We start from the raw sequence: 14,953 nt of genomic DNA on the forward strand, positions 1-14,953 counted from the left end.
ATTCGCTCTTTATAGGCCGCACTGCGACCCGAAGGGCTCGGAGCAGCAATGCAAAGAGTTCCTCAACTTTGAAGGGGCGGCGTTCCACGACGGAGCGCCGCCCCCTTTTTTTGGTGCCATCGGTTTTGACAGGGCGACACGGCGGCTGATAATGTTACGCTGTTGTATGAGCGTCGAAACCTACCTCGCCCCGAACGTGCCGAATGGCTCTGCCGCAGCGCAATCGGTTTTGACCCCGGCAGCGCTGATCAGCATCGATTATATCGATCCGCCCGAACAGATCGCTCCGCTGGTCACCACGCTGTATCACTTTCGCTGCGACGAGCCGGTAATCCGCGACATCCAGCCCGCCGCCATCGGGCAGGTCTGCCTGTTCCCCTATGGCACGGGCGAGATTCAGTTCGCCGATGGGCGGCGCGATCCGAACCATGCCGTCGGGCTGCTAACCCCGCTGTCGCGCGCCACGCCGATTGTGGTCGACGGGCCGTTCCATGCCTTTGGGGCGGCGCTGACTCCGTTCGGCTGGGCCGCCTTGACCGGGCTTCATGCCGGGCAGCATCGCGACCGGCTGTTGCCGGCAGCATCGGTGCTGGGCGAAGCTTTCGGCGCGTTCGGAGAGGCGCTGCTGCAGGCCTATCGCAGCGGCACGACAAGTGGGCCGGATTGCGCGCGCTCGGTGGGTGATTTCATCGCCCGCAACGCCCGCCCGGTGAACCCGCGCCATGTCGAACTGATCATCGCCGTGGGGCGCTGGCTGGGTGCGTCGTTCAATCCCGACATTGCCGATCTGAGCGGGGCCGCAGGCTATTCCGCCCGGCAGGTGCAGCGTCTGGTCGAGCGCTATTTCGGCCTGCCGCCGCGCGGGTTGGCGCGCAAATATCGCGCGTTGCGCGCCGCTGCCCTGCTGTCCGCCCCGCACCTCGCCCCCGAAGACGAATCCGCCATTTCCGAGGCCTTTTTCGATCAACCCCACATGATTCGCGAGATTGCGCATTTTGTCGGGCGCACCCCGGCGCGGCTGAGCGATCCGTCGCTGCCCTATCTTGCCGAGATGATCGATTCGCGGAACCTGCGCGAACTGCGCAGCTGAGCGGCCTTGCCCGGGATTCTCGCCTGCGGTTGTCAGGGCGGGGTAGGCAGGGCTACAGCCTGTCGCATATTTGCCATACCTGCGAAGAAACCCGAGGATCCCCGATGATGATTGCCCGCCTGTTCGCCGCCCCCGTTTCCATGCTCGCCATCGCTGCTGCACTCGGCGCTGCCGCGCTGCCCGCGACGCTGGCAGCCCAAGGCGGCGAGGCCGCACCCGTAACCGCGTCCGCCGATCTTCCGGTAACGGCCAGCATCGACGAATTCTTCGCCGCCTATGATGCAACCCAGCTGGCCATGTCGCCGCAGAGCAAGGCCTATCGCGGCATTCGTGATGAGGATTACGGCAAGTGGGACGATCCCTCGGACGCTGCCGAACTGCGCGAATATGCGCTGTTGCAGCAGACCCTGGCGGCGATGCGCGCGCGGTACGATCCGGCAACGCTCACCGAGCAGCAGGCGCTGTCGTTCCGGCTGTTCGAAGCGATGGCCGCGCGCCGCGCCGCACTTTGGCCCTATCGCGACAATGACTACATCTTCGACCAGATGAACGGCGCGCAGAGCCGGATGCCCGCCTTCCTGATCAACATCCACCGGGTCGCGTCGGGCGACGATGCGCAGGCCTATGTCGAGCGGATTGCCGGAATGGGGCCGCAGCTCGATGCGCTCACCGCCGAATCGCGCGAGCGGGCCGCAAACGGCGTGATGCCGCCCAAATGGGTGTACCCATATGTCATTTCCGACATCCGCAACCTGCTCGAAGCGGGCGATGACAACGCGGTGCTGGAGGATTTCGAAGCCAAGCTCGGCAAGCTCGAACTGGATGCCGACACCAGCGCCGATCTGTATAGCGCAGCCCTGACCGGGTGGCGCGAAAGCGCAGTCCCCGCCTATCAGCGTCTGCTTGCCGAGATGGAGCGTCAGCAGGCGATCGCACCGACCGATGACGGCGTGTGGCGTCTGCCCGAAGGCGCAGATTACTACACCGCGCTGCTCGCCAACTACACCACCACCGATCTGACCGCCGACGAAATCCACGCCATCGGCCTGCGCGAAGTGGAGCGTATCCATAACGAAATGCGCGCCATCATGGCCAAGGTCGGCTTCGAGGGCACCCTGCAGGAATTCTTCGCCTACACCCGCGACGATCCGCGCTTCTTCCACACCAGCCGCGCGGATTATCTGGCCGAGGCCGAGGCGCATATTGCCCGGATGAACGAAAAGCTGCCGGAATTCTTCACGACGCTGCCCAAGGATCCGCTGGTGATCAAGCCGGTCGAGGCGTTCCGCGAAAAGAGCGCGGGCAAAGCCTTCTACCAGAGCCCAGCGCCCGATGGTTCGCGCCCCGGCACCTATTACGTGAACCTCTATAATCTCAACGACATGAGCAAGAACGAGCTGGAGGCGCTGGCCTATCACGAAGGGGTGCCGGGCCACCATCTGCAACGCTCGATCCAGACCGGGCTGGGCAACCTGCCCGCGTTCCGCCGGTTCGGCGGGGTGACCGCCTATTCCGAAGGCTGGGGCCTCTATACCGAGGAACTGGGCAAGGACATGGGCTTCTACACCGATCCCTATTCCGATTTCGGGCGGCTCGGCATGGAGTTGTGGCGCGCGGGGCGGCTGGTGGTCGACACCGGCATCCACGACAAGCGCTGGAGCCGCGAGGACGCAATCGCGTGGCTGGCCGAGAACACCCCCAACCCGGCGGGCGATATCGAGAAGGCGATCGAGCGCTACGTTGTCTATCCGGGGCAGGCGACCGCCTACATGATCGGCAAGCTGAAGATCATGGAACTGCGCGAACAGGCCCGGACGGAGCTGGGCGAGGACTTCGATATTCGCGCGTTCCACGATGTCATTCTCACCAGCGGTCCGGTGCCGCTGTCGATCCTCGAGGAGAATGTCGAGCAGTGGATCGCCGAGGCCCGCGCATCCTGAGCGCACCTCCTGAGTGCTGGGCGCGGGCGGCGCCGACCTTTGCGGTTGTAATCCGAGCGGATCGGTCCTAATTGGAAATCAGACTGATTCCGTCCGAATTGAGAACCGCTCGCAATGCGCCTGTCCAACCTTGCCGATTATGCCGTCATCACGATGTGCCAGGCCGCCACGCATTGCGGTGACGGGCGGGTCAGCGCGGCTGAACTGGCGGCGGAAACCGGGCTGCCGGTGCCGACGGTGCAGAAGCTGGTTTCGAAGCTGACGGGCGCGGGCCTGCTGCGATCTGTGCGCGGCGCGCATGGCGGTCTGCAGCTCGGACGACCGGCGGCGGCGATCACGGTCGCCGACATCGTCGAGGCGATCGAAGGGCCGATTGCGCTGACGGCTTGCGTCGATCACGTCGCCTGCGATTTCGAGGCCGGGTGCAACATGCGCGCCCATTGGCCGATCATCAACGTCGCGCTGCGCGGCGCGCTGGCCGGGATTACCTTATCCCAGCTGCGCAATCCGCCAGCGGCGCGGCCCATCCCGCTTATCGAGGAAATTCCGGCATGACCGATCTTCAAACGCGTTCACAAAGCGATGTGGCCGAAACCGATGTCGAAGCGCGCGAAGCCGCCGCGAAAGCCGCCGATTACGAGCATGGCTGGTCATCGGACATCGAAACCGAATTCGCCGAAAAAGGCCTCACCGAAGACACGGTGCGGTTTATCTCCGCCAAGAAGAACGAGCCGGAATGGATGCTCGAATGGCGGCTGAAGGCGTTCCGCCTGTGGCAAACCATGCCGGAACCCGATTGGGCCAAGGTCGGCTATCCGAAAATCGATTATCAGGACGCCTATTACTACGCCGCGCCCAAGAAGAAGATCGAGCTGGACTCGCTTGAAGACCTCGATCCCGAGATCAAGCGGATCTACGACAAGCTGGGCATCCCCCTGGGCGAGCAGGAAGTGCTGGCAGGGGTGAAGGGCGCCAAGAAGGTCGCGGTGGATGCGGTGTTCGATTCTGTCAGCGTCGCCACCAGCTTCCGCGCCGAATTGCTGCGCGCGGGCGTGATCTTCCTCTCGATCTCCGAGGCGATCCGCGAATATCCTGACCTCGTCAAAAAGTGGCTCGGCAAGGTTGTGCCGGTGCGCGACAACTACTTTGCGGCGCTGAACTGCGCGGTCTTCTCCGATGGCACCTTCGTCTATGTGCCCGAAGGCGTGCGCTGCCCGATGGAGCTCAGCACCTATTTCCGCATCAATGCCGAAAACACCGGCCAGTTCGAACGTACCCTGATCATCGCCGAAAAAGGCAGTTACGTCAGCTACCTCGAAGGTTGCACCGCGCCGATGCGCGACGAAAACCAGCTCCACGCCGCGGTGGTCGAGCTGGTCGCGATGGACGATGCCGAGATCAAGTATTCGACCGTGCAGAACTGGTATCCCGGCAATGCCGAGGGCAAGGGCGGGATCTACAATTTCGTCACGAAGCGCGCACTGTGTCAGGGCGACCGTTCCAAGGTCAGCTGGACGCAGGTCGAAACCGGCTCTGCGGTGACGTGGAAGTATCCCTCCTGCGTTCTCAACGGCGAAGATAGCGTGGGCGAGTTCTACTCGGTCGCGGTCACCAACAATTACCAGCAGGCCGACACCGGCACCAAGATGATCCATAACGGCAAGAACAGCCGCTCGACGATCATCTCCAAGGGGATTTCGGCAGGCAAATCGTCGAACACCTATCGCGGCCTCGTCCGCGTCGGGCCGACCGCCAGCAATGTGCGCAACTTCACCCAATGCGACAGCCTGCTGCTCGGCGATCAATGCGGCGCGCACACCGTGCCCTATATCGAGGTGAAGAACCCCAGCGCGCAGATCGAGCACGAGGCGACCACCAGCAAGATCAGCGACGAACAGCTGTTCTATGCCATGCAGCGCGGGCTTGGCGAAGAGGAAGCCGTGGCGCTGATCGTCAACGGCTTTGCCAAGGACGTGCTGAAAGAGCTGCCGATGGAGTTTGCCGTCGAGGCACAGAAACTGCTGGCGATTTCGCTGGAAGGTTCGGTCGGATGATTACCACCCCCACCACAACCGTCACCCCGGCGCAGGCCGGGGCCCAGAGCGGCAACGTGAAGCACCCAGCGTCACTGGGTCCCGGCCTGCGCCGGGATGACGAAGGGGCGATTTCGCTTGAGGGGAGCGTGGGGTGATGTTCAAATCAATGTCTCCGCAGCCGAACGAGACACCTTGGTTCCCGCTCTTTATGGTCATGCTTTGCGGAATGCTGTTCGTTCTCGCAATTTACACCGACCGTAGCATGGCAGCCGGCCCACTAGCTCTCTTGGGTGCACTGAACGGCTGGCGAGCGGTGACAGCGTGGAAGAAAATCCGCCTTGAGCAAGGGCTCAAGGAGAATCCAGAGCTATGGCGCCTCTATCAAGAAAGGCGCAGACATAATGACTGAACGCAAAACCCTCGCCCTCAACCCTGAGGCCGCCACCGCCGAAGCCCCCGCGCTCAAGAAGAAGGGCCGCGGGTGGGAGATTTCGGATTCGCGGCTCGATGCGCTGCATGAACAGGCGCGCGAGATGCGGCGCCATTCATCCGCTGCGCACAAGGCGCTGGCCGAGAAATTCAGCAAGGCCGATCTGGGCCGCTACACCTTCAAACGCTTCGCCGTGGTCGGCAGCGCGATTGTCGATTTCAACTGCCACAATCTCGGCCTCGCATTGTCGATTGACGAGGAGGGGCAGAACGATGCCCTCGCCAAACGCCGCGACAAGAGCCTCGAAAGCGTCGGCATTCGGGTGATGCGGATCGCGGCGAGCGACATTCTCGACAATATCGATGCCGTACTGCAACGCCTCACCACCGTGATGCGTGACCGGATCGCCGAACGCAAAGCCGCCGCCCGCGCGCACAAGGCGGCCAACCCGAACCAGAGCTACGACCGCCCCAAACCGCGCCCCAACTCCCGCCCCAACTCTCAGCGCGATGATCGCGGCAGCGAGCGCTCGTCCAACCCCAAGCCCCGGAACCGCCCATGATCCTTGCCGCTCTTGTTGCCCCATTGCTCGCCCTTCAGGGTGCCGGCGAAGCCGTCATCGCTGTCACGAATGATGCGCCCGAGACCTGGACGGTCGAATATCCGCGGCTGATCCAGCCGTTCGTGGCCGATTATCGCCGCTGTCTGGCGATCACCAACCGCAATCTGAGCGGTCAGGCCGATTTCGAAGCCCAATACCGCGCCGATCTGCCGCGCTGCGCCAAGGTCTCCGAAACCGCGCAGGCCGAAGCCAACCGGGTGCTCGCCAATCGCGGGGAGGCCGCCGAATTCTCGCCCGCTGACGTGCGTGAAACCTTCGAACATATCGGCCGCATCCATATCGCGCGGGGCGGCGATCTCGACAGCCAGTTCCGCCAGCGCCTCGCCGGGGCCGAGGCCATTACCGAGAAGTACGAAGCCACCAAGCCCAAGGGGCTGGTGATCGAACTGCGCGACGCCAGCGTGGTCAAGGCGCGCACCGATGCGAGCGCCGCCACTGCTGCCGCTGCCGCCGCAGGACAGAAAAAGGACGTCCAGTAATGCTTACCATCACCGATCTTCACGCCACTGTCGGCGGCGGCGATAATCCGAAGCCGATCCTCAAGGGCCTGAGCCTGACCGTGCCTGCGGGCGAGATCCACGCGATCATGGGGCCGAACGGCGCGGGCAAATCGACGCTCGCCCATGTGCTGGGCGGCAAGCCGGGATACGAAGTGACCGGCGGCAGCGTGGAGTTTCGCGGGCAGGATCTGCTCGGCCTCGACCCGCATGAGCGTGCGGCGGCGGGGCTGTTCCTCGGCTTTCAATACCCGGTCGAAATCCCCGGCGTCTCCAACGTGCAGTTCCTGCGCGAGGCGCTCAATTCGCAGCGCAAGGCGCGCGGCGAGGAACCCCTGAGTGGCGGCGAATTCCTGAAGCTGGCCAAGGACAAGGCCGCGCTGCTGCAGATGGACATGGACATGCTCAAGCGGCAGGTGAATGTCGGCTTTTCGGGCGGCGAGAAGAAGCGCGCCGAAATGGTGCAGATGGGCATCCTCAACCCGGCCTTCGCGGTGCTGGACGAGACCGACAGCGGACTCGATATCGATGCGCTGCGGATCGTCGGCGCCGGGATCAATTCGATCATGCGTTCCCCGGACAAGGCCGTGCTGCTGATCACCCACTACCAGCGCCTGCTCGACGTGGTGAAGCCCGACAAGGTCAGCATCCTTGCGGGCGGCCGGATCGTCGAAACCGGCGGCCCGGAACTCGCGCTGCGGCTCGAGGCCGAGGGTTACGATTCGGTGATGGCATGATGGCGGAAGGCGCGACCCTGACTCTTCCCACCCGCCGCGATGAGGCATGGCGCTATGCCGATATGGACGGTGTGGCGCGGCTCGGCGTGGAAGCGCTCGATGTGTGGCAGGCGATTGATGTGCCTGCGGGCGAGAGCGTGACGCGCTGCATGATCGTCGGCAGCGAAGCGCCCGAACTCCACCGGTTCCGCGTGACGTTGGACGAAGGAGCTCGGGCGGCGTTCTTCGTGACCAATGCCGGGCAGGATTACACCCGCGTCGAGGTGGAAGTGCGGCTCGCCAAGGGTGCGCATTTCGAATTCGGCGGCGTTACCATCGGCGGCGGGGATGCCACGCGCGAATTCGTGACGCAGGTCACCCATGCCGAACCGGATGCAACCAGCAACCAGACGGTGCGCGCCGTCCACTGGAACACCGGCACCGGCAATTTTCTCGGCGAGATCAAGGTCGCGCGCGATGCGCAGAAGACCGATGCGACGCAGGATTTCAAAGGCTTGCTGCTGGAGGCGGGCGCAAGCGCCAATGCCGTGCCGCAGCTCGAAATTTTTGCCGACGACGTGAAGTGCGCGCATGGCGCGACCGTGGGCGAGCTGGACGAATCCGCCCGCTATTACATGATGGCGCGCGGGCTCGATCCCGCCACCGTGCAGCGGCTGCTGGTGCAGGCCTTCATCGGCGATGCCTTCGTGTCGCTGGCGGACGAGGCCGAGCATGAACGCCTGCTCGATGCGGCGCTCGGCGCGCTGGAAGGGGCACGGTTATGAACGCCCCCGCCACTTTCAAACGCGATCTGCGCGCCGAATTCCCCGGCCTGATCGCCGCGGACGGCAAGCCGTGGCACTACCTCGATACCGCCGCCACGTCGCAGAAACCGCGTTCCGTGATCGACGCCATGGCGCGCGCGCTGGGCGAGGATTATGCGACGGTGCATCGCGGGGTCTATTCCCGCTCGGCCGAGATGACGATCGCCTATGAGGCGGCACGGCGGCGGATCGCGGCGTTCCTTGGCGGGCACGAGGACGAAATCGTCTTCACCCGCGGCGCGACCGAGGCGATCAACCTCGTCGCGCAGACCTGGGGCCGCGCGAACCTGAAGCCGGGCGACCGGATCCTGCTGTCGCAGCTGGAGCATCATTCGAACATCGTTCCATGGCAGATGATCGCGGTAGACACCGGCGCGCAGATCGACGTCTGCCCGCTGACCGACGATCACCGCATCGATCTGGATGCTGCCGAAGCGATGCTGACCGAGGCGCACAAGCTGGTCGCGCTGGTACACGTCTCCAACGTCACCGGCGGCGTGCTCGATGCCAAACGCGCGGCAAAGCTGGCGCACAAGGTTGGCGCAAAACTGCTTCTCGACGGGTGCCAGAGCGCGCCGCACATGGGCGTCGATGTCAGCGAGCTGGACTGCGATTTCTTCGTATTCAGCGCGCACAAGCTGTACGGCCCGACCGGGATCGGCGCGCTGTGGGCCAAGGCAGAGATTCTCGCCGATATGCCCCCCTATCAGGGCGGCGGCGCGATGATCGACCGGGTGACCTTCGAACGCACCACCTATGCCCCCGCGCCGCAGCGGTTCGAGGCCGGGACGCCCGCAATCACCGAAGCGATCGCCTTTGCCGCCGCCGCTGATTACGTCGACAGCATCGGGCTGGAGCATATCCACGCCCACGAAGCCGCGCTGGTCACCCGGTTGCGGCGCGAGCTTGGCGCGATGAACGACGTGACGCTGTTCGGCCCCGCCGACAGTGCAGGCATCGTCAGCTTCGCGCTGGACGATATTCACCCGCACGATCTCGGCACGCTGCTGGACGAAGGGAATGTCGCAATCCGCGCGGGCCACCATTGCGCCCAGCCATTGATGGATTATCTCGGGGTTCCCGCCACCGCGCGCGCCAGCTTCGGCGTCTATTCGACCGAAGCCGATATCGACGCGCTGATGGCCGGGATCGCCCGCACCCGCCGCATTTTTGGAAAAGGATGAGAGCGATGGACAGCTCGGACCCGACGGACATGACCGTGAACAAGCCCCCCCGCGCCCGCGTGGAAGACGCAGTCGATAATGACACCGCACCTGCAGCAGACGCGCCGCGCAGCCGCGATTATCTCGACGGGTTTCTGGCGGCGAAGGTCGCCGATGCGCCGGTTGGCGGCAATGGCAGCGATTTGCAGGCCGATGTGATCGCCGCCTTGCGCGAGATTTTCGATCCGGAAATCCCGGTCAATATCTATGATCTCGGCCTGATCTACGGGGTCGAGGTCGATGACGAATGCGACGCCACCGTCACCATGACGCTGACGACGCCGCATTGCCCCGTTGCCGAATCGATGCCGGGCGAGATCGAGCTGCGCGTCGCCTCGGTACCCGGGATTCGCGATGCCGAGGTGGTTCTGGTATGGGATCCGCCATGGGGGCCGCACAAGATGTCGGACGAAGCCCGGCTCGAACTGGGAATGTTATGATGAGCGATACCGCCACCACCACTCGCCCCGCGCCCAAGGCCGCCGTGGTCCTGACCACCGGCGCTGAAGCGCGGATTGCCGACCTGATGGCCAAGGCGCCTGCAGACGCGATCGGCGTAAAGCTGTCGACCCCGCGCCGGGGCTGCTCCGGCCTCGCCTACTCGGTCGATTACGTGACCGAGGAAGCGCGCTTCGACGAGAAGATCGAAACGCCCGGCGGCACCTTCTACATCGACAGCGCGAGCGTGCTCTATCTCGTCGGCAGCGTGATGGACTGGCGGGAGGATGATTTCACCGCCGGATTCGTGTTCAAAAATCCCAACGCCAAGGGCGCGTGCGGCTGCGGCGAAAGTTTCATGGTCTGATCCGTGACTGCCACTGTCGAACTATCGACAACACTGGCCTGCACACCGGACGAGGCATGGCGCCGGGTGCAGACATCCGCGCTGCTGCTGCACATCGCCGCCCCGCTGATCCGTTTCACCTCCAAGGGTGCAGATCGCTTTCCCGAAGTGTGGCAGCCGGGCGGATACCGCGCGTGGATGTGGCTGTTCGGGATCATCCCCGTCGGCTGGCAGGCGGTGGTCATCAGTCAGCCTGCGCCGCAAGGTGAGGCCCGCTTTATCCGCGACAATGGTTATGGCCCGCTGATCCGGCGCTGGGATCATTGGATCACGATTGCACCGGGCGCGGACGGTTCCACCAGCTATACCGACAGGGTCGCGATCGAGGCAGGGCTGCTCACCCCGTTGATCGCCGCATTCGCGCGGGTGTTCTACGCCCACCGCCAGCGCCGCTGGCGGCGGCTGGCGCAGACGGAATTCGCGGCGCTGAAGCGGTAAGCGCTTACGCCCCTGCCGCCAGCCGTGCGATCAGGCGGCTTTCCAGCTCATCGACCTCGCCATCGGCGTTGATCATTTCTTCGAGCCATTCGCTTTCGTGATCGGTCACCACTTCGCCCGCTGACGCCAAGGCGGCGTAATCCGGCCCTGCATCCTTGCGCTTGCCGAACACCTTGCCGAAGTGATTGGCCACTTGCGGCGCTTCACGTGCAACGCGCCCCATGAAGCGGCCCACGCTGGCGCTGTTATCGGCCACGAAGGCTTCCAGCTCCAGCTTGCGTTCGTGGCTGACCTGCGCGTTCTGCAGAGTGAAGCCCTTGAGGTAATTGGCGACGCCGTCGACGAACAGATCGTCCCATTCGGCAGCGTTTTCCTCGGCGAGGGTCTCGTCCTTCAGGCGGAACAGCATTTCCGCATCGAACCGCGTCACCGCTGCCGGGCCGTGACCGCCGCTGGCGAAGATCACCCGGCGGATGATGCGGCACTCGGCGGCGCTGATATGGGTGGCGCTGAGCTGACCGCCGCAGCGGGTCGGGCCGGTGCCGGTCAGCACTTCGCGTTCGATCTGTGTCAGGACGTAGTTCTTCAGAGTTTCGGGGGTGTTCTCGGCGCGCTCGATGATCCGCACCATCGTTTCCAGCTCGACCATGCTTTCGACCACGCCGTCATGATCGATCTGTGCGATCAGCCATGCGGCCTCGTCATGGCTGCATTGCAGGCGCGGCGGCGCGGCGTTCAGGACGAATTCGCCGATTGCCTCGACGAAGAAATCGCACCATTCCGCGCTGCGTTCTTGCAGTGCGTTGTTGAGCGCGAACAGCGCCTCGGCTTCGTCGCGGGCGATGATGCCGTCGCCCCAGCCTTCGCGCCGGAGCGCCAGCAGTTCGTCTGCGGATACCTGCCCGTCGGCGGCGGCGCGCTGCGCGATGTCGATGAATTGCGTGGTCATGGCCCGTCTGATCCTGTGATTGCGCGCCAGCCATGGCACAAACAGGCTTAAGACCCGGTTACCGTCGCTATTTCCCGGCCTCGACCTCGCGGATGCAGGCACCCGCATCGGCCGCCGCGCCGCCCTGCCGCAGCCTTGCATCGACATGGGCGGCGGTCGGCTCGGCTCCGGGGCTCATCGGGTAGAGGTAGATGTCGAGCACGCAGGTCGCGCCGCTGAATTGCAGCTTGCGCGCGTCACCCTCGGCCAGATCGATGCGGGGCTCGCCAAACCGCCGGGTGAGCCGATCTGCTTCCTGCCCGATCACGCCGCCAAGCCCGCGCGGCGCCATCACCTGCGGCACCCGGACCACGCCGGCGGTGCGAACCGGGGCAGGCGCAGGCGCGGGCCTGCTGCCCCCCGCGCACCCGGCGAGCGCCAGCATCAGGACCGCCAAGACAGGCGCGGAAGTCTTCATCGGGCACCTGCTTGCGGCATTTCCAGACGCCGCAGCACCAGATGTGTCCCCGCCGCCGCGCCGAGCACCGGTGCGATCAGGCCGGCGAACGGCACCAGCATCAGCCCGGCAATCGCCGCGCCCATCAGGAACCGATCTGCGCGCCCGGCGGGATTGGCGACGCTCTCACCCGCGCCGCAATGCCGCAGCCACGCCATGTCGGTCAGCTCGCGCCCCAGCAGCACGGCGTTGACCACCAGAAACACCAGCGCCGGACCGATCGCGGTGAACACCAGCAATCCCGCCACCGGCAGCGCCAGCAGGTTGTAGCCCAGCGCCCGCATCAGCCCCTTGACCGAATTGGCGAGGTCGCGGCGAAACGGCAGCGCCCTGGCTGTACTCGCCAGCGCCGGATAGTGCCGCGCCTCGACCGCAGCGACGATCTCGTCGGCGAAGAACTGCAGCACGGCAATCGCGACCACCCTGAACAACAGCCACATCGCCACCGGCACCAGTATCGCGGCGGCCACTCCGGCCCATTCGCCGTCATAGCCATAACCTTCGATCAACGTGGCCAGCCCGAAAAACACTGCTGCCCCCAGCGCGGCGAACAGCGCCAGCGTTATGCCGATGCTCTTGCCCAGCACGCGCAGCACGGCGCGGTCGGACAGCTGGGCAACGGCCTTGGCAAGGACGGCAGGAACGGCGGACATGGTGCCCGGTCGATGCGGGGTGCGCACTGCGAAGTCAACGTGGAGGACGCACGGCGCACACAGATGCTTGGCGCAGGGGCCGAACGCGGCTAGGCGGCGCCGCAAGCAATAGTGAAGGAACTCTCCCGTGCCCGATATCCAGCCCGCCCGTTACGACGTCATCGCCATCGGCAATGCCGTGGTCGATGTGATTGCCTCGTGCGAGGAGGAACTGATCGACGAGCTTCAGCTCAATCGCGGCGGGATGACCCTGATCGACGAAGCACGCGCCGACGAACTTTACGAAGCCATGCCGCCCGCGCGCGAGATCTCCGGCGGTTCGGCGGCGAACACGCTCGCGGGCCTCGCCACATTAGGCCTGCAATGCGCCTTCATCGGCCAGGTTGCGGACGATCAACTGGGCAAGGTGTTCCGCCACGATATGCGTGCGACCGGCATCGACTTCGACACCCCGGCGCGTGAAGGCGATCCGGCCACCGGCCGCGTGCTGATCTTCGTGACGCCGGATGGCGAGCGGACGATGAACACCTTCCTCGGCGCTGGCCAGTATCTCCCCGCCGCCGCGCTGGACGAAGAGCTGATAGCCAGCGGCGCGATCCTCTATCTCGAAGGCTATCTGTGGGATCCCGAGGAACCCCGCCGCGCGATGCGCCGCGCCATCGAAGTCGCGCGCGACGCCGGCCGCAAGATCGCCTTTACCGCGTCCGAAAGCTTCGTGATCGACCGGCACGGCGACGATTTCCGCGCCATGATCGATGACGGGGTGATCGACATCCTGTTCGTCAACGAAACCGAACTGGCGACGCTGACCGGCGAGGACGATTTCGAAGCGGGCCTCGCGCAGGTGGCAGGCAAGGTGCCGGTGCTGGTCGCCACCCGTTCGGAGAAAGGCGCTGTCGCAATCGCCCACGGCGAGCGCGCCGAAGTGGCCGCCGTGCCGGTCATCAAGGTGATCGACACCACCGGCGCGGGCGACCAGTTCGCTGCCGGGTTCCTGTCGGGCTATGCGCGGGGCGAACCGCTGACCCGCTGCCTGAAGCGTGGGGCGATTGCGGCGTCGGAAGTGATCGCCCACTACGGCCCGCGTCCGGAAGCCGATATGGTCAAGCTGATGGAAGAGCGGTTGTAACCGACATGAACCCCCTTCCCCCCCGGGGAAGGGTCCGGGATGGGGGAGCGAGGCCGTAAGGCCTCGCGTCGTGGCTAGCGTGGAGCCCCCACCCCAACCCCACCCCAAGGGGGAGGGGGGATAGGGAGTGTCACTCGTCCGGCACGTATCCGGCGCGGCGCAGCGTCACCATGTAGCGCGCGATCTGGTCGATCTGCGGACGGGTAAGGGTGAAATCCATATCCTCGGGATAATTGTGCGCCTCGGCCAGCCAGTCGGCGAGCGAGGCTTCCGACAATCCCCGGCGGTTGGCAATCGCGGCAAAGCTGGGCGAGGCCGGATTGGGCGACAGGAACGGCGGCTCGACCGCATGGCACCCACCGCAAGCCGCCTCGACGAAGGCAGGCGCGCGGGTGTCGGGCGAAGGCGAGGTGGGTTTGCCCACCATCGGCGGCGGGTTCTCGCTCCCCGGCGTCTGGCAGGCGGCAAGCGCCAAGAGCGGCGCGGCGAGGATGGCGATGGCGCGGAGGGGGTGCTGTGTCATGGCGCCTGTATGCGCCTTTCGCGTCGTCCTGTCCTTGATCGTGGTCAATTTTACTTGTTGCGTTTTTCCTTAGGCAACTTCTTCTGAGCTTCCTTGATTTCTGCAATGCCCTTATCGGCTTCGGCCTTTCTGATCGCCTTCTGTTTAGCTTTGAATTGCTCGAAAGCTGATTCCGCACGGCGCTTCGCGTCGTCCATGGAGATTTTCCCCCCATGACTTAGCACAACTCGGCCCAAGCTCCGAAGTTGCTGATCCAGAAGAGATTCAGCTTGGCTCATGAGCGTCAGGCGACCTAGATCTAGTTGGTCCTCAAAGATATCTAGGAGGATTGTCGTTAGCCGATTTAGCTCTCGAATCTCAGCTTCACCCAGATAATTTTTTGAAGTCGTCACATCCGTTTTGCGGATGTTCTCGTTTGGCCAGGTTCGCAGACCCATGTTGTCAGTGGACACATCCGCACGGCCATGGATAACCTCGGCAGGCGTCTTGTGCTCTGCCACCTGAAAACTGGACCATTTCTGGTTAGAGTTTTCTGCCGTAGGT

19 protein-coding genes are annotated in these 14,953 nt (G+C 64.6%); 14 read left to right on the forward strand and 5 right to left on the reverse strand.

The window, feature by feature from the left end; translation table 11 throughout:
* The first annotated feature begins 166 nt into the window (after positions 1-166).
* From Q0L48_RS13725 to Q0L48_RS13785, 13 genes are all read left to right on the forward strand, one after another.
* Positions 167-1,090: a helix-turn-helix domain-containing protein gene (locus tag Q0L48_RS13725; protein ID WP_296721864.1), complete on the forward strand. Its 924-nt coding sequence runs from the start codon at positions 167-169 to the stop codon at positions 1,088-1,090.
* A gap of 104 nt (positions 1,091-1,194) precedes the next feature.
* On the forward strand, positions 1,195-3,030 hold the full coding sequence (locus Q0L48_RS13730; RefSeq protein WP_296721866.1) for a DUF885 family protein: 1,836 nt from the start codon (positions 1,195-1,197) through the stop codon (positions 3,028-3,030).
* Between the two features lie 114 nt (positions 3,031-3,144).
* Entirely contained in the window at positions 3,145-3,585 is a 441-nt protein-coding gene (locus Q0L48_RS13735) for an SUF system Fe-S cluster assembly regulator (protein ID WP_296721867.1), read from the forward strand.
* A complete protein-coding gene (sufB, locus tag Q0L48_RS13740) occupies positions 3,582-5,084 on the forward strand; it encodes a Fe-S cluster assembly protein SufB (protein ID WP_296721869.1) in 1,503 nt (500 codons plus the stop codon). Before Q0L48_RS13735 ends, sufB begins: the two co-directional genes overlap by 4 nt.
* A gap of 133 nt (positions 5,085-5,217) precedes the next feature.
* Positions 5,218-5,475: a hypothetical protein gene (locus Q0L48_RS13745; protein WP_296721871.1), complete on the forward strand. Its 258-nt coding sequence runs from the start codon at positions 5,218-5,220 to the stop codon at positions 5,473-5,475.
* On the forward strand, positions 5,468-6,058 hold the full coding sequence (locus tag Q0L48_RS13750) for an endonuclease domain-containing protein (RefSeq protein ID WP_296721873.1): 591 nt from the start codon (positions 5,468-5,470) through the stop codon (positions 6,056-6,058). Before Q0L48_RS13745 ends, Q0L48_RS13750 begins: the two co-directional genes overlap by 8 nt.
* Positions 6,055-6,597, forward strand: coding sequence for a hypothetical protein (locus Q0L48_RS13755; protein WP_296721874.1), 543 nt, complete (start codon positions 6,055-6,057; stop codon positions 6,595-6,597). The genes Q0L48_RS13750 and Q0L48_RS13755 overlap by 4 nt, the downstream gene beginning before the upstream one ends.
* A complete protein-coding gene (gene sufC / locus Q0L48_RS13760; protein ID WP_296721875.1) occupies positions 6,597-7,352 on the forward strand; it encodes a Fe-S cluster assembly ATPase SufC in 756 nt (251 codons plus the stop codon). The genes Q0L48_RS13755 and sufC overlap by 1 nt, the downstream gene beginning before the upstream one ends.
* On the forward strand, positions 7,352-8,116 hold the full coding sequence (locus Q0L48_RS13765) for a SufD family Fe-S cluster assembly protein (RefSeq protein WP_296721905.1): 765 nt from the start codon (positions 7,352-7,354) through the stop codon (positions 8,114-8,116). The genes sufC and Q0L48_RS13765 overlap by 1 nt, the downstream gene beginning before the upstream one ends.
* On the forward strand, positions 8,113-9,339 hold the full coding sequence (locus tag Q0L48_RS13770) for an aminotransferase class V-fold PLP-dependent enzyme (RefSeq protein WP_296721876.1): 1,227 nt from the start codon (positions 8,113-8,115) through the stop codon (positions 9,337-9,339). The genes Q0L48_RS13765 and Q0L48_RS13770 overlap by 4 nt, the downstream gene beginning before the upstream one ends.
* 5 nt (positions 9,340-9,344) lie before the next feature.
* Positions 9,345-9,818: an SUF system Fe-S cluster assembly protein gene (locus Q0L48_RS13775; RefSeq protein WP_296721877.1), complete on the forward strand. Its 474-nt coding sequence runs from the start codon at positions 9,345-9,347 to the stop codon at positions 9,816-9,818.
* Positions 9,818-10,183 carry an iron-sulfur cluster assembly accessory protein gene (locus Q0L48_RS13780; RefSeq protein WP_296721879.1) on the forward strand — a complete coding sequence of 122 codons (366 nt, stop codon included), beginning with the start codon at positions 9,818-9,820 and terminating at the stop codon, positions 10,181-10,183. Before Q0L48_RS13775 ends, Q0L48_RS13780 begins: the two co-directional genes overlap by 1 nt.
* Positions 10,184-10,186: 3 nt before the next feature.
* The gene (locus tag Q0L48_RS13785) at positions 10,187-10,660 is read left to right on the forward strand and encodes a hypothetical protein (protein ID WP_296721881.1); all 474 of its coding nucleotides are present in this window, start codon (positions 10,187-10,189) and stop codon (positions 10,658-10,660) included.
* Positions 10,661-10,664: 4 nt separating this feature from the next.
* Here the strand turns inward: Q0L48_RS13785 and Q0L48_RS13790 are convergent, their stop codons facing one another.
* From Q0L48_RS13790 to Q0L48_RS13800, 3 genes are all read right to left on the reverse strand, one after another.
* Positions 10,665-11,609 carry a hypothetical protein gene (locus Q0L48_RS13790; protein ID WP_296721882.1) on the reverse strand — a complete coding sequence of 315 codons (945 nt, stop codon included), beginning with the start codon at positions 11,607-11,609 and terminating at the stop codon, positions 10,665-10,667.
* A 67-nt stretch (positions 11,610-11,676) separates the two neighbouring features.
* Positions 11,677-12,066 carry a hypothetical protein gene (locus tag Q0L48_RS13795; RefSeq protein WP_296721884.1) on the reverse strand — a complete coding sequence of 130 codons (390 nt, stop codon included), beginning with the start codon at positions 12,064-12,066 and terminating at the stop codon, positions 11,677-11,679.
* Positions 12,063-12,758 (reverse strand): EI24 domain-containing protein, encoded by a 696-nt coding sequence (locus Q0L48_RS13800; RefSeq protein WP_296721885.1) that lies wholly within the window; start codon positions 12,756-12,758, stop codon positions 12,063-12,065. Before Q0L48_RS13800 ends, Q0L48_RS13795 begins: the two co-directional genes overlap by 4 nt.
* Before the next feature lie 136 nt (positions 12,759-12,894).
* Between Q0L48_RS13800 and Q0L48_RS13805 the strand changes: the two genes are divergently transcribed.
* Entirely contained in the window at positions 12,895-13,887 is a 993-nt protein-coding gene (locus Q0L48_RS13805) for an adenosine kinase (RefSeq protein ID WP_296721907.1), read from the forward strand.
* 130 nt (positions 13,888-14,017) lie between these two features.
* Here Q0L48_RS13805 and Q0L48_RS13810 read toward each other — a convergent pair whose 3' ends face one another.
* Positions 14,018-14,410 carry a hypothetical protein gene (locus Q0L48_RS13810; protein ID WP_296721887.1) on the reverse strand — a complete coding sequence of 131 codons (393 nt, stop codon included), beginning with the start codon at positions 14,408-14,410 and terminating at the stop codon, positions 14,018-14,020.
* Between the two features lie 50 nt (positions 14,411-14,460).
* Positions 14,461-14,953 (reverse strand): RhuM family protein (gene rhuM / locus Q0L48_RS13815; protein WP_296721889.1); only part of this gene is annotated, 493 nt, incomplete at its 5' end.

Origin of the sequence: Erythrobacter sp. (assembly GCF_024305245.1) — a bacterium.
Classification (GTDB): domain Bacteria; phylum Pseudomonadota; class Alphaproteobacteria; order Sphingomonadales; family Sphingomonadaceae; genus Erythrobacter.